This window comes from uncultured Fluviicola sp. (assembly GCF_902168135.1).
Classification (GTDB): domain Bacteria; phylum Bacteroidota; class Bacteroidia; order Flavobacteriales_D; family Crocinitomicaceae; genus Fluviicola.
This window is the reverse complement of the sequence record NZ_CABHOL010000037.1, coordinates 39,184-53,699: the sequence shown is the minus strand read 5'-3', so window position 1 is coordinate 53,699 and position 14,516 is coordinate 39,184. Positions and strand designations below refer to the sequence as shown.

The following is a 14,516-nucleotide window of genomic DNA, read 5'->3' as shown; positions in this document are numbered from 1 at the left end:
GAATAGTATTTTTGCCAAACGGTGAATATTTTATTATTAGTGTTTTTGTAAGTGAATCAAAAGAAAACTTTGAAACAAACGAAAAAATCATAGCTGACATCGCAAAAGCAACGTATGACTTTTACACCACAACGACTAAATAAAAAAACTGCACATAACACGGGTTTTGCGTAAGGCGGGGTGTCGTGTAAACTTGGAACATTCTGCTTCTAATGAACTTTAGTAATAAATTAAAAACTTTGTGCTTCGATTCCGATAGCTATCGGAACCGCCCGTACGAAAAGCCCCGCAACGCTATAAGCAATAAGAATGGATCATAAAGAAGATATTATAGAATACATTTCAATCTATTGCACAGATTTTTATAATGAATTGGAGAAGAAAGCAATGAGACACTATGTAGCACAGGTGAAATTTCTACCATATAAGGATCGGGTTGAGAAAATGACTATTGCTTATAACAGAGATTGCTCGAATGATCCGGAAGTTCTAAAATTATTAAAAGATGGGATACAAGAATTTCATCGAAATGCGGCAGAAAGGGTTCTAAATGAACACTTCTGTGAATTGACATTGAATACGTGTCCAAAATGTGGTGGGATTGCAAGAACCCCAACCGCTAGACAATGCAGATACTGTAAACATAATTGGCGCTAAAAAATGGCTGTAGATATTGTGCTAACTGTAAACGGCAAAAAGCCTGTATACAATGAAGAGACATCAATCAGGTTTGATGATGATTCAAATGGAGATTTTTGCTTCCTTCAACCTTTTTTTGAAAAATTGAGAACTAAAACAAGCCAAGTAATAGACCTTTATGATGATTGCATTTTCGAAAATGATAATTTGAAAAAACTAAAGCATGAGTTGATTGCCGAAATAAATAGATTAAAATCTGAAACATTTGAGCAAAGAGAAATTCATACGGGGACTCAGTTTCATCCAATAAAAAAAGAAATTTATAAGCCGGTTGTTAGAAAGCTATTGCTCGCTAAAATGGAGAAATGGCTTGAAATTACAGAATTGGCGATTCAAAAGAATGAAAAACTTATTGGAATCGGAGATTAAAAAGCTGGTAACATCAACTAAAAGCTACGGGCTAAACAACTACAACCGAAAAGCCCGCGTCTACTGGTTGAGAAACGTTTGTGGTAATAGGATGAGTACAGTAAAATTAAATTTATACCGTAATGATTTCAATGTGCTTTTGAGCCATGGCTTTTTAAATAGAATATTGCGATCAATTTTCGTAACACTTTTAGCAGTTGGAGTAACAACATTAATTCCTGCCTCAATTGAAATTAGAACATTAATTTTAATCGTTATTCTAATTGGTGGGGTTTTTATTTCTGACAAATATCTTAGAAGAATTTTTCCTGATTGGCCAAAATCAAAAAATTTCATTGGGACAATCAGCTTCTCTATAGATTCAATTTCGATTATGGAGGAGCATCATATTACTAAATTGTCTCTAACTGAATGTATTGAATTAGTCATTTTTATTGACCATTATACTGGTTACACCAGAACCAGGAGAGATGTTGACAGAAATGGTAATGGATTATTGTTCTACAAAGATAAACTCGGGCAAACTTCAGTGTATAAATTCAATATTTTTAATGAGAAGCAATTCAATAACTTCAAAATATTTATGGATCATTACAAAGTATCCGTTCCATATTTTAAAGAGTATTTGCCTTATGAAATAACCCATATATTGAAACCGGATTTATCTGACCGAATAAAATACCACTAACACTGGTTTAGCTACATGCCTTCAATCTCGTGTAGGAAAAACAAAATTTGAAAGCCTCTAACCCCAACAAGCAAAAGCGCAAAAATGATTATACTTGTTAGGCGCCTTTGCCAAGCTGCAAACCGTTACAGATAATTAAATAATGACACTTACTGTTAAATGAACATATATTCACCGCATGATATAAAAGAAGTTGAACAAAAATTAAATGAACTGTTCAACGTTCATCAATTCGCTCATTTAGAAATGAGTTCAGTACATGGAGTATATTATCTTACGAAAAGGCCTTATATTTTCCGGTTAACAAAGGACGGTTTAAACCTCATACATTTACAATTTGAAATGAGGAAATCAGAAAATGGGACTCAAATTACTATTGACCCTCAAACCAAAATTTGGGTCACATTAATTTCAATAATGATTGGCGGATTAATGTGGATTACTTTAATTTCCTTTTGGATTGCCGGCAAAATTGACTCTGTAGTTCCACTAATACTTGCTGTTTTAGTAACGGGATTATTTTACCTTCTGTCTGTAAGGATGATATCACAAGAAAAGAAAGTAATTGACCGAATAAAAAAAACAATAGAGAAATAATACCTGTAACAGCAAATAAGAGAAAGCTCAAAAAGTACTAAGTTTGTTAGGTACCTTTGACTATTTGGAAACCGTTAGATAATGATGAATAAAACCCGAAATACCATTTTTACAGCAGTCGGATTTTTGATCATGTCTTTTAGCGTAACACCTAAAAATTGCGAATCGATGCTTAATATACCGACTGAAATTGTAGAGAACCTTCCTGATTCAAAGGATCCATTGGTTATAAGGACATTTTTTGGCAACGACAAAGATTGGCATTCGGTATCCGAAAAACTGACTAAAAGTTACGAAATGGGATTTAAAGCCTATGTAGAGCTTTTAGACGACAGAAGGTTTCGAAATTTGACACCAGAAGAAATAGTAGAACTTAGTAAGCCTCATTACAAGCATACATTCATTTTTGTGGCTGACAGCTTGACTTTTTCGAATTCAGAAAACACCGTGTTGTGCATTGATTTGTATAATGAAATAGGCAAATCGTTTAGAGTTATTCCTTCGGAAATGTGGGCGGTCGAAAACAATCTATCAATTGCAAATATGGACTTTCATGAGTTTTACGAGAGTTGTGATGCTGATGGAGTATTTAGGGGGTTTGAATGAATACAGATCAAACCCAAAAAGCAAAAGCGCCCATTTTTATCCGGCAAAGAAATTGTAATTTATAACGTTATTTACTGGAAAAACATTGAATTAAAATGAATATTTATTGTTTATCAATAAATATTTGCTATTTTGGCAACATACTTTAATTCTAAATGATGATGTCAAGAACAAACAACTTCGTATTTTGGGGCCTGTATATCGTGGCCTGGCTCATTTTTGTCGGATTGTCTATTGAAGCAGGCGGGGTAATCGTGAATTTTTTCTTCAGCATCTACAACCCCGGATTTGTCCAAAATCTGTATCAAAAATTGGATTTGACCGACATGTATAGAGACAGTAAAATGGCTTTTTTTGGCGTTTACAGCTTTATTCTGATCCTTTCCATTTTAAAAGCTTTACTCTTTTACTTAGTCATCAGGCTGATGCACAAAATGGATCTGTCGAAGCCTTTCAGCAGTTTTGTTTCCAAACAAATTTTACAAATTAGTTATCATACCTTGTCCATCGGATTTTTGAGTTACATAGCCAGGCAGTTGGTTAGAAACTTAAGGCATCACGGTTTTGTACCCGACAACATGGACCAATTTTGGGCAGACAGCCAGGCGTTTATTTTGATGGGAGCCGTCATTTATATTTTGGCTATTATTTTCAAAAAAGGAGTAGAGCTTCAAAACGAAAACGATTTAACCGTATAAACCATGCCGATTATTGTGAATTTAGACGTGATGATGGCAAAGCGAAAAATCTCTCTGAATGAACTTTCGGAAAGAGTCGATTTGACATTGTCGAACCTTTCAATCTTAAAAACAGGAAAGGCCAAGGCAATTCGTTTTAGCACCCTGGAATCTATTTGTAAGGCGCTGGACTGCCAGCCTGCTGATATTTTAGAATATAGAAGCGAGGAGGAAAAAACAACGGACCGCTAGTAATTATTTTGGAGGGATGTAACCGGTTGGAAACAAAATTTTTACCGGTTTTGTTGTGAATTTAGAAAGTAAAAGTGAGGCACAAATTCCGGAAGGACCTGGATCCTGTTGATCTGCTAACACTGCGACAAAAAAGAACAATAAGTTTGTAAAAAGAACGTTTTTCCTTCGAAGAAAACACCTCTTGGAATTGGTGGTTTTGCCTCCGTGTAAATTGTTTGGAGCGGACCTTAAAATAGTTTACTTTGCTAAGATCAAACAGCAGATTACATTCAAAAACAAACAAAATGAGAAACAAACTGCAACTAATTTTAATCCTGTTTTTTTGTCTTGCAGGAGTGTGGACAATTAATTCGTGCAAGAAAGACAAAGTAGCTTCGGAAGTGGATCAGCAACTTTATGAAATGTCAAAGACAACAGCTGGTTTTGTGTGGTATAAAAACACCGACTCATTACTGGGTAAAAGTTCGGGAAGCGGACATGCAGAGCCTTTTCTCAGAACACGATACAATTCCATTGCAGCAACTCAACTGGATACAAATGGAAAAGTACAAGCAGGTGCTGTGTTTCCGGAAGGTTCTTTGATCGTAAAAGAATTGCTTGATAACTCAACAACAATCGGACGGTACGCCATCCTGTATAAACAATCCGGGAGTGAGGCTGCCGATGCAAAAGGCTGGGTTTGGGGATATATTGACGCAGACGGGACCGTCAATCAACCGGCTTCAAAGAAAGGAAGTGCTTGCATCAGCTGCCATTCGCAGGCTGAGAATATTGACTATATGTTGATGAATAAATATTTTCAGTGATACTGACTAAAAAGTCTAAAAGAAAACATAATCGCCCAAGCAGATAGTTCCCTTTTTTATTTATCGGCAAATACTGTTATTTTAGGGCACAGGCTTTACCTGTTGACTCTAAATAATGTTGCTCATATGGAAGAATTAGACGACAAGACATACGCGGAAATCCAGGAACTATGCGAAGCCGGAGATCGTTTCGCCGATCAATCCGATTTCAGTGCCGCATTGGAAAAATACTGGAATGCATTTGACCTGGTACCCGAACCAAAGACTGCCTGGGATACGACTACCTGGATTTTAACAGCTATCGGGGATACAAATTTCCTGGCAAATGATTTCCGGGCGGGTGCTGACAATCTTTCCAATGCTATGCATTGTCCGGGAGCAATAGGCAATCCTTTTATTCACATACGACTGGGCCAATGTCAATTCGAACTTGGGAATATGGAACGCGCCGCAGATGAACTGACTCGGGCTTATGCGGTCAAAGGTGAAGAAATTTTCTTCGGGGAGGATCCGAAATACCTGGAATTCCTGAAAACACGTATTGATACAAATCCACCGAAGAAAAAGGCCTGGTGGAAGCGATAAGATTACTTCATAAACCGGAAAATCGCACAAAAGATGGCATTTAACGAAGAAACATTGGATCGAATCCGAAAAATGCTCTTTTCTAAAGAAATAGATTTCAGCGAGAAGAAAATGTTCATGGGGGTTTGCATCATGGTCGACGACAAAATGTGTTGCGGTACCCACATTTCTAAAAGCACCAACGAAGATCTGCTTTTTTGCCGGATCAGCGATGAAGACTACCGGGAAGTAGCCGGGCGTGACGATGTTTTACCGATGAAAATGGGGGAACGGGTGATGAAGAATTATATTTATGTGCTCGAACACGGATTTCAAAACGAGAAGGATCTGGAATACTGGCTTCAGTTATGCCTGAATTACAATCCCACAGCCAAATCAAGTAAAAAGAAAAGCAAAAAGAATTAAGCAGACGCGGAAAATATAACTTATCCAAAGTCCTCAGTGATGGCAATTAAATCGTAGTCTGCTTTTTCGGTTATTAAAAATTCGATCCGGGTTATTTTACCATTTTTTTAAATTTGGATGGCAGTCCAATCTTTATTTTTACTACCTCAATACTGATTAACAACTAAATCCGACGAATGAAAAAACACATTCTAATCCTTGTTACTTTTCTTACAACCTGCAAAACATTCGCCCAGGAACTGAATTACTGCGATTATTTTACACTTGGAGTAATCGAAGAAACTTACGAGGGAAAGCAGGCGAAATCGTATTGGCCGGTAATCCTAAAAGATAGAAAAGACAAATTCAGTCTGTTTCTGGATGAACACAGCGGTCGCTTTGAGTATATCTTATTTAAAACTCATGATCAATTTGATGAAGTCGGGAATTTTTACCCGGACAGTCTTAAGATCAAAACGGAGTTTTGCAGCAGGGTAGTGAATACGGCAAAAATCCAAAACTACTTTAAGGTTTTAACACCCAAAACAATGCTGGTCTCTAACCAAATAACAGATACTTTTTCTGTCGATGAATTGATGCTTGTTGCGTCCCGCTTCTTTTACTGTGATGCGGTCAATAAAGAAGATACCACCGTTCAGAGTCATATTTGTGTGGGTATCAATGGTCAAACCGAGTATAAGTCGAACAGAGATCTCACAGTTCTGGAAGCTTTCAGTTATGAAGCTATTTTCAGTTATCTTACCAAACGGAGAGAACCGGTTTTTTATAAAGAATTTAGTGTCGCCAGGCGAAAAGCCATGAAAGAACAGATCAAGGCATTCAAAGACTTTGACAGTTTTCTGATAGAAGTGAGAACAACTTGTTACAATGAGATGGAGCACAATACAGACCTTAAAAAGAAATTGATGGCTTATTATTCTAAAAACAGGGAAAACCTGAATTTTGTGATCTGGTAACGCAGTGAAGAAAAGTGATTTTTTCATGGTGTAAAGTCTTATCTTCGGGATGAATTAGTATATCAAATGGAAGAACGGATGCTGATAAGACAGTTCACTGAAAGATTTCAATGATTTTTAGTGGCTCAAAAAGGAACTTCCTGATTTTTAAAACGGTTAGATTTGGAAAGATTAACCAGGTCTCCTAATTGAAAGAACCGCATGTTAGAAAATACCCCCCCACATCTTACCGGTCTGACCGATGAAGAGTTAAAAATTTCCCGGAGTACTTATGGGTATAACCAGGCTGGTAAAGTTAAAAAAGTTACCTGGTATGGGATACTTCTTGATATTTTGAAGGAGCCCATGCTGCTTTTGCTCATTGCAGTTGCTGCAATATATGTGGTCGTGGGAAATTATTCCGAAGCTGTTTTTATGTTGGGAGCCATAGTTATTGTTTCCGGAATTTCCTTTTACCAGGACAATCGCAGCAAAAAAGCTTTGGAAACACTTGAAAAATTGAATGAACCGTTAAGCAGGGTGATCCGGAATGTGGAAATCATGGAGATACCTACACGTGAAATTGCTGTCGGTGATTTGTGCGTCATCGAAGAGGGTAAGATGATCAATGCGGATGGCGAAATTGTGCACAGCAATGATTTTTCAGTCAATGAATCTTCTCTAACCGGTGAAAGTTTTTCCGTTTTTAAAAGCCAGGAAACAGAAGACAAAAAAGTTTACAGCGGAACACTGGTCGTTTCCGGATTAGCGGTTTTTAAAGTACAGCAAATTGGCGGTGAGACGAAATTGGGAAAAATAGGCCGCTCCATACAAGAGATTAAGGAAGTAACTTCTCCTTTACAGCTTCAGATTACCAGGTTTGTTAAATGGATGGCTATTGCCGGATTCATTGTTTTTTTGATGGTTTGGGCTTACAGCTTTTGGAAATCGGGAAGCATCATTGAAAGTTTACTGGCGGGCTTAACCCTGGCGATGTCTATTTTACCGGAAGAGATCCCTGTTGCTTTCACCACCTTTATGGCCTTGGGAGCATGGAAGCTGATGCGAGAAGGAATTATTATTAAAAGGAGTAGTGTTGTAGAGACTTTGGGGAGCACCACAGTTATCTGCACCGATAAAACCGGTACGATTACCGAAAACTCCATGCATTTGAAAGCACTTTTTGATCACAGGTCCAACCGGGTTTTTAGTGACAATGAGTTTGGTAATCCCGGACTTTCTGAACTCATCCGGTTTGCTATGTGGAGCAGCGAACCGGTTCCCTTTGACCCGATGGAGAAAACACTGCACCGGGTTTACGAGGAAATGAATCCCGATGATCAGCGAACCGATTTTCACATGGTACACGAATATCCGCTGGAGGGAAAACCTCCGATGATGACACATGTGTTTGAAAATGGATCCGGAGAAAGAATCATTGCGGCCAAAGGCGCTCCGGAGGCAATACTTGCTGTTTCGGATCTTAAGGAAGCCGAAAAAGAAGAACTCCGGAAACAGATACAGGAATTCGGAATGCAGGGGTACCGCATATTGGGTGTTGCCAAATGCAATTTTCCGGGAGTTGATTTTCCTCAAAAACAACAGGACCTGGATTTTGTGTTTTTAGGATTTACGGTGTTTTATGATCCTCCTAAAAAGCATATCCAACAGGTGTTTCAAACAATTTATGATGCTGGTATCCAGGTGAAAGTAATCACCGGTGACAATGCAGAAACAACCAAAGCAATTGCCCGGCAGGCAGGAATCAGATTCGATTTACCGGCTTTGAACGGTGCTGAGATTATGGAGCACACAGCAGAAGAGTTAAGACTGCTTTCAAAACAGACAACCTTGTTTACCCGCATGTTTCCCGAAGTAAAACTAGCCATGGTGAATGCCTTAAAGCAAAACGGAGAAGTGGTAGCAATGCTGGGAGATGGTGTCAATGATGCTCCGGCACTAAAAGCAGCACACATTGGTGTGGCAATGGGCAGTAAAGGAACTGAAATTGCTAAAGCTGCAGCCTCTTTGGTCATCATAAACGACGACCTGGATAAACTCATCATCGGAATTACAGCCGGAAGAAGGATCTATACCAATCTGAAAAAAGCTGTTCAATACATCATTTCCATTCATATCCCAATCATCCTTACAGTTTCTCTTCCGCTGTTTTTCGGTTGGATTTATCCCCATATTTTTACTCCCTTGCACGTCATTTTTTTAGAGCTGATCATGGGGCCAACATGCTCGATTGTTTATGAAAACGAACCGACTGAAAAAAATACCATGTTGAAGAAACCCCGTAAAATGTCCGAAACCTTTCTGAATTGGAAGGAGCTTAGCATGAGTGTTTTACAGGGGATAGTGATCACGATCGGAGTTTTGGGAGCATACCAGCTTTCTGTCCAAAAAGAAAATAGTGAAGAAATCACAAGAGCAATGGTATTTACAACCTTGATCTTCGCAAATGTGTTTTTAAGTTTGGCGAATCGCTCATTCTTTTTCAGCATGTTTGCAAGTCTAAAAAATAAGAACCGTTTATTTCCCCTGGTAATCGGAACGACTTTGGTTTTGTTAACCGCCATATTGTATGTTCCTCCGATAGCCCGCTTCTTCCGGGTGGCCGGATTGGGTATTTCGGAGTTGGGAATATCGTTTTTAATTGCTTCAGCTTCGGTCTTATGGTTTGAGGTTTATAAATGGTATAAAAGAAAGAAGGGCCTTAATAAATCGAAGTAAAATCAATGGTAGACTTTTCAGGAACAGCCTGTTATGAGGAGTAATTTTTATAAAACAAACTTTTTTTGATTCGGGCTGTAAGATTTTTCTTTTCGCTGCATCTAACTGAAATAATCTATTTTTAAGTTGCACATCATGAAGAAACGATTCCTTTTCTCAGCCATTATTCTCCTTTCGCAAAGCACTTTTTCTCAAAAAGCTGCCAGTTTCACGCAAGTCAGCCAGAAAGGCTCCCCAATCATTTTCCTGCCGCATATTGGCTGTTCATCAGATATGTGGAAGGATATTGCCGCACAATACCGGGAAAACTATTCGGTATACCTGGCAGATTTTGCCGGGTTTAACGGGAAACAGGCCCTTGACAGCAATTTTACGGAATCTTATGTGAAAGAGATTCAACAATTTATCCGGGAAAAACAATTGAAACAAGTGGTTTTGGCGGGACAAAATTACGGGGCTTTTATCGCAGTAAAGGTAGCTGCTGATAAGCGTTTGCCCATTCAATCAATCGTAGCCGTTGATTTTTATCCTTGCTTAAGTATGGTACTGGACCCGAATATGTCAGCCGAAACACTGGAATCCGTAAAAGAAAGTATTCGTCAGTCTGCGATGCAGAGCGATGATTCTACTTTTGCCGCTATTCAAAGACAAACAGCCGAAATGATGAATTTCAGCAATCCGGAAGATGTGGATCGGTTTGTCAAATGGCAGTTGAATTCAGATCGAAAGACTTTGTCAGAAACGCTATGTGATCAATTCGCTAGTGATCTCCGATCTGCTTTGAAAGAGCGTAAAATTCCGATTTTGGTTTGCTCGACCTGGTATTTCGCCAGGAAATATAAAAACATGCCCCTGAGTGAGGCTGATGGCAAGATGAAAGAAATGTATGGCGATATACCGAACGTGACACATGCAATAACAGAAGACGCTAAAGACTTTATTGCGAGTGATCAGCCTGAATGGTTCGTGAAACAAGTGAATACATTCTTAAAAAAGCTTGAACTTGGAAAATAGACAGGAAGTTTTCGACCGGATTTTTAATCAGTATAAGAACTGGATTTATCGCTTGTGTTACAATTACACGAGATCGGAGACTCAGGCAGAAGACCTGGTACAGGAGTGTTTTTCTAAAATATGGCTCAATCTTCCTGATTTTGAGAACCGTTCGGAATACAGCACCTGGATTTACCGGGTTGCTGTTAATACCTGCCTTATGCAGCTTCGAAAAGAGAAAAACAATCCGGTTGAATACCGGGAAGAATTAAAAGATGCCGCTCCGGAAGAGCAAGAAAATGAAAAAGAACAGGCAGTGATGAATCTCTATCAGGCCATTGGAGAACTGAACGACATAGATCGTTTGATTATCTCGATGGTACTTGAAGACGTTTCACAAAAACAAATCGGTGAAGTGCTCGGAATTACTGAAAACAATGTGAACGTGAAAGTCTACCGGATAAAAAAGCAATTGAAAGAATTACTATCAAAAAAGAATGAATATGGAAAAGGAATTTGAGGAACTAAAAGTATTGTTCTTGCAAAAGGAAACTTCGATGAACCTTTCAGTAGCGTGGGCGGATAAAAAGAACAAAAGCGATTTGTCGGAATTGAAAAAAAATCACACGAAAAACATAGCATTATTTCTTACTACAGCATGCTTATTGGTTTTTATCGACAGGGTTAATGCTGAAAAAATGGAAACATCCCTTCTCGGACTTATCTTGTTGGTGAGTTGTTCCTTGTATTATGCAGCAAGCAAATCATTCCTGCTTTACCGGTTGAAGAGCATCAGGTCTACTGACAATACCCTGGATGTTTTGGGGCGTTTGGAGAGATATGAAAGACTAAATAGTTTCATGCATACTTATGGCGAAATACTGTATGTAGCGGTTTTGAGTATGGGTGTTTATCTTTACCTGCAGCCGGTGTTTGAAACCATTTTAAAGGAGCAAATCCGGAATTATCCGCTTGTGTTTTGGGGTGTTTGGGGCGCTTTTCTCATTTGGGTAGTTATTCACACATTGGTAGTTAAAAGAATAAGACTGAAGAAAGAATTGCAAATCCTGGCAAATTACAGGCAGTCGTTACAATCGGAAAATGAATGATATACAGCTATTGCTTGATATTGGCACGTGGATTGCTAGAGAGAATCAGAAGAAAAATTAAACACACAAACATGAAAAAGCTTCTTTTAATAATGGTTCTTGCATCAGGAACAGTATTCGGGCAGACAGACCAGGCAACTTCAAAACCAACAGTGACGGTAAACGGAACTTCCAAAGTTTACATTACACCCGACATGACGGAGCTGAATATTCATGTTTCTTCCCTGAAAATGGATATGGCAGACGCCACAAAAGCAATTGGGGACCAAACTCAGAAATACCTGAAAATCCTCAAAGATCTTGGGTTCAAAGAAACCGATGTGAAAACAACAAACTTTTCAGCGTCAAAGAACCGCATTTACCGCGCAAACGGACCAATCGACAGCGGTTATGTGGTTTCTCAAAACCTGACAGTCAAATTTGCTTACAATCAGGTAACACTTCAGGCAATCGCGGCACGTTTTTCGGGAGTAAAAGACCCGGTAGATTTCAACATAGGGTTTTATGTTTCCGATCAATTGCGTGAAAAGACAGAAGCAGACCTACAGGGAAAAGCGGTTGCAGATGCGCGTAAGAAGGCAACAAACTTATCTGCAGCTGCGGGCGTAAAAATGACAACCGTAAAAGCAATTGTTTACGGAAACGATGTTTCAGCTCCTGTTTATTACAAAGACATGCGAATGTTCGCAAATGCAGAAATGGCCGACGGAGCAAACCTGAGCTTTGCGCCACAAGAGGTAGAATTGCAGGAAACAGTAACCGTAGTTTGGTTTATAGAGTAATTGAAAAGGAAATGATGAAAAGCGATTTGTCTTGCGCCTGCGCTTCAGCGTAAGTGCTCGGATGAGTCGCTTTTTTGTTTTAATAGCAAGGATTCTTTTAAAAGAAAGGATAACTTTATACCGATAACGGCCATCACATCAATCTTCAGATTATGAAAACAAACTTTGAAAAATTAGAAGAAACCAAACACATGCTGGAGTGGTTTTCCGATTCCCCGTTTGAAGAAATTACAAGCACACTTGAGCGGATGTTCAGGCAGCAATCTGCCAGTACCGTAATGCTTTCTTTTGAAATTACCAGTGAACCACACTGGCTAACAGGCGGAAGAAAAACCGATGACAACAAGATGATTCTGGTCAGATGCGGCCTGGCTGTGGCTTGCGACTTTACACTGAAAGACGACAACGGTGTTTATGATCTGAATGGTGTTTTTACCTGGGTTGGGGCGGGATTGGATAGTCAGCCGGTAACCCGCATGTGGATGGATCTCGACGGAACACTGGATGAGTTTGGCAAGGACGGAATTTTGAGAGAGCGTATCTTTGAATTGGATGCCGAGTAGCTCTCAATAGTCGATAAACTGAAAAGTCTGATTTTATGAGAAATTGCACCTTATTTTTGACATTGTTTTGTATCACATTGGCTTATTCCCAGGAGAAATTGGTTGAGTTTCAAACCGAGGTATCTTATATCATCGACCGAAAAGAAAGTAGCTGGTATCTATCCGGACAAAATCCGGAGCTGTTCCTGATTAAAAACAGATTGGGTCATTTGTTGGTATTGGATGATTCCTTATACACGATTTACTTTAAAAGTCGTGATGTCAACAGTTTTCAACAGCCGGGAAGTATCAATTACAGTTTAACAAGATATAATAAACCTCCAAAAAATAAAAGGAGCGAGTTGGTTATTAAGACGGAGGATCAGAAAAAAATAAATGATCTGACTTGTACGAAATTTACCTCTAAGGTTGGGAACCAGACATACGAAGCATATATCGCGCTGGATCACCGGATTGATAATGCATCCTATTTTAAAAATGTGATCGGATCAGATCAACCGTTTGAATACAAAGGCCTGATTGCAGAAATTAATATCCGGACAGATGAAAACCCGGAAGAGAAGCCTTTTCTAAAATTAATCGACTTCAAAGCCGTTGATCGCTGTTCGTATATTGACTACTCCAAAATCAAAGAGTCTGTTTCTTTTCAATATAAGCCTGCGGCTAGATATTCCATTGAAACGGTGGAACCAGGTTCTAAATAAAAAAGGCAGACAATGGATAACGAAAAGCGATTGAAATTTATCCGCATCTATTTTAGAATTACCATTTTCACCCTGTTGTTCTTTTCAAGTTCTTTCGGGATTATTTTCCTGAGAACTCACTTTTTCGTAGAATCTTCTTCGGAAGATAATGGGCTGGGAATGGCTTACGCAGTATTTACGTGGCCGGTTCTGCTGACTGTTCTGTTATTTTTGATTTGTGGATACTTCTTGTATTGGTCCGGGAACAAAAACAAAATAAGCCCAATTGGATTTGTTTTGACAACGATACTGACGATTCCAGTCGCTGTATTTGGCTTTTTGATGTTGGTTGCTACTTTATTTATGCTGATTAAATTAGCGATTCATCCGTGATCAAAGAGAAATTACGCAAGCTATGAAAAACTACCCGGCAAAAAGCAGGAAACGAAGAACCAACACATGAAAATTTTTGCACAGACCGAACGATTAGTCTTACGTGAAATGCTTCCGGATGATTTGGAAGGCATGTTCGAGCTGGATTCAGATCCGGAAGTTCACCGGTACCTTGGTAACAAGCCGATAACCGACAAAAAGAAAAGCGCGGAGATGATAACATTTGTGCGCCGGCAATATGAAAGCTATGGGATTGGCCGCTGGGCAGTAATAGATAAAAAGACAAATGAATTCGTAGGGTGGGCTGGTTTGAAATACATTACGGAATTAACCAATAACCACCAAAATTATTACGATCTGGGTTACCGCTTGATCAGGAGATATTGGGGGCAGGGAATTGCCACCGAAGCCGCACTGATTTGCCTGGAATATGCTTTTGACGAACTAAAATTAACCGAATTATATGCTGCTGCAGCTTGTGAAAATGCCGAATCGAACCACATTCTTAAAAAGATCGGGATGAAGTTTGTTGAAACCTTTTACTACGAAGATATTCCATGCAATTGGTATAAAATGGACCGGGTAGATTTTGAGAAAAATAGAGGTGCGAATTAATCATTTTTAACGCAATT

General features: G+C 38.9%; 19 protein-coding genes and 1 pseudogene. All 20 read left to right on the top strand.

All coding sequences use genetic code 11. The features are described 5' to 3' along the window. Positions 1-143, top strand: a pseudogene (locus QZT69_RS19195) (class A beta-lactamase); the annotation flags it as partial. A gap of 517 nt (positions 144-660) precedes the next feature. Beyond that, positions 661-1,068 carry a hypothetical protein gene (locus QZT69_RS13590; protein ID WP_294675363.1) on the top strand — a complete coding sequence of 136 codons (408 nt, stop codon included), beginning with the start codon at positions 661-663 and terminating at the stop codon, positions 1,066-1,068. Beyond that, positions 1,040-1,756, top strand: coding sequence for a hypothetical protein (locus tag QZT69_RS13585; protein ID WP_294675357.1), 717 nt, complete (start codon positions 1,040-1,042; stop codon positions 1,754-1,756). Before QZT69_RS13590 ends, QZT69_RS13585 begins: the two co-directional genes overlap by 29 nt. Positions 1,757-1,915: 159 nt before the next feature. Further along, positions 1,916-2,353 carry a hypothetical protein gene (locus QZT69_RS13580; RefSeq protein ID WP_294675354.1) on the top strand — a complete coding sequence of 146 codons (438 nt, stop codon included), beginning with the start codon at positions 1,916-1,918 and terminating at the stop codon, positions 2,351-2,353. A gap of 81 nt (positions 2,354-2,434) precedes the next feature. Next, a complete protein-coding gene (locus QZT69_RS13575) occupies positions 2,435-2,959 on the top strand; it encodes a hypothetical protein (protein WP_294675349.1) in 525 nt (174 codons plus the stop codon). A gap of 158 nt (positions 2,960-3,117) precedes the next feature. After that, positions 3,118-3,657, top strand: coding sequence for a DUF2975 domain-containing protein (locus QZT69_RS13570; RefSeq protein ID WP_294675339.1), 540 nt, complete (start codon positions 3,118-3,120; stop codon positions 3,655-3,657). Positions 3,658-3,660: 3 nt separating this feature from the next. Beyond that, the gene (locus QZT69_RS13565; protein ID WP_294675330.1) at positions 3,661-3,888 is read left to right on the top strand and encodes a helix-turn-helix transcriptional regulator; all 228 of its coding nucleotides are present in this window, start codon (positions 3,661-3,663) and stop codon (positions 3,886-3,888) included. A 287-nt stretch (positions 3,889-4,175) separates the two neighbouring features. After that, positions 4,176-4,697: a cytochrome P460 family protein gene (locus tag QZT69_RS13560; RefSeq protein WP_294675318.1), complete on the top strand. Its 522-nt coding sequence runs from the start codon at positions 4,176-4,178 to the stop codon at positions 4,695-4,697. 126 nt (positions 4,698-4,823) lie between these two features. Next, entirely contained in the window at positions 4,824-5,282 is a 459-nt protein-coding gene (locus QZT69_RS13555) for a hypothetical protein (RefSeq protein ID WP_294675309.1), read from the top strand. Between the two features lie 33 nt (positions 5,283-5,315). After that, positions 5,316-5,687, top strand: coding sequence for a TfoX/Sxy family protein (locus QZT69_RS13550; protein WP_294675273.1), 372 nt, complete (start codon positions 5,316-5,318; stop codon positions 5,685-5,687). Between the two features lie 176 nt (positions 5,688-5,863). Continuing rightward, the gene (locus tag QZT69_RS13545; RefSeq protein ID WP_294675265.1) at positions 5,864-6,643 is read left to right on the top strand and encodes a hypothetical protein; all 780 of its coding nucleotides are present in this window, start codon (positions 5,864-5,866) and stop codon (positions 6,641-6,643) included. A gap of 201 nt (positions 6,644-6,844) precedes the next feature. Further along, positions 6,845-9,361, top strand: a complete 2,517-nt coding sequence (locus tag QZT69_RS13540) for a cation-translocating P-type ATPase (protein WP_294675256.1) — start codon at positions 6,845-6,847, stop codon at positions 9,359-9,361. A 135-nt stretch (positions 9,362-9,496) separates the two neighbouring features. Continuing rightward, complete coding sequence (locus QZT69_RS13535) at positions 9,497-10,375, top strand: alpha/beta hydrolase (RefSeq protein WP_294675233.1); 879 nt, start codon at positions 9,497-9,499, stop codon at positions 10,373-10,375. Then, positions 10,365-10,874 (top strand): RNA polymerase sigma factor, encoded by a 510-nt coding sequence (locus QZT69_RS13530; RefSeq protein ID WP_294675225.1) that lies wholly within the window; start codon positions 10,365-10,367, stop codon positions 10,872-10,874. The genes QZT69_RS13535 and QZT69_RS13530 overlap by 11 nt, the downstream gene beginning before the upstream one ends. Beyond that, positions 10,858-11,463, top strand: a complete 606-nt coding sequence (locus tag QZT69_RS13525; RefSeq protein ID WP_294675219.1) for a hypothetical protein — start codon at positions 10,858-10,860, stop codon at positions 11,461-11,463. Before QZT69_RS13530 ends, QZT69_RS13525 begins: the two co-directional genes overlap by 17 nt. A gap of 71 nt (positions 11,464-11,534) precedes the next feature. After that, a complete protein-coding gene (locus QZT69_RS13520) occupies positions 11,535-12,245 on the top strand; it encodes an SIMPL domain-containing protein (RefSeq protein WP_294675212.1) in 711 nt (236 codons plus the stop codon). Positions 12,246-12,397: 152 nt separating this feature from the next. Then, positions 12,398-12,808: a hypothetical protein gene (locus QZT69_RS13515; RefSeq protein ID WP_294675195.1), complete on the top strand. Its 411-nt coding sequence runs from the start codon at positions 12,398-12,400 to the stop codon at positions 12,806-12,808. 35 nt (positions 12,809-12,843) lie between these two features. Then, the gene (locus tag QZT69_RS13510; protein WP_294675189.1) at positions 12,844-13,512 is read left to right on the top strand and encodes a hypothetical protein; all 669 of its coding nucleotides are present in this window, start codon (positions 12,844-12,846) and stop codon (positions 13,510-13,512) included. A gap of 12 nt (positions 13,513-13,524) precedes the next feature. Next, on the top strand, positions 13,525-13,884 hold the full coding sequence (locus QZT69_RS13505) for a hypothetical protein (RefSeq protein WP_294675185.1): 360 nt from the start codon (positions 13,525-13,527) through the stop codon (positions 13,882-13,884). A gap of 66 nt (positions 13,885-13,950) precedes the next feature. Further along, complete coding sequence (locus QZT69_RS13500) at positions 13,951-14,499, top strand: GNAT family N-acetyltransferase (RefSeq protein ID WP_294675173.1); 549 nt, start codon at positions 13,951-13,953, stop codon at positions 14,497-14,499. The last annotated feature ends 17 nt before the right edge of the window (positions 14,500-14,516 follow it).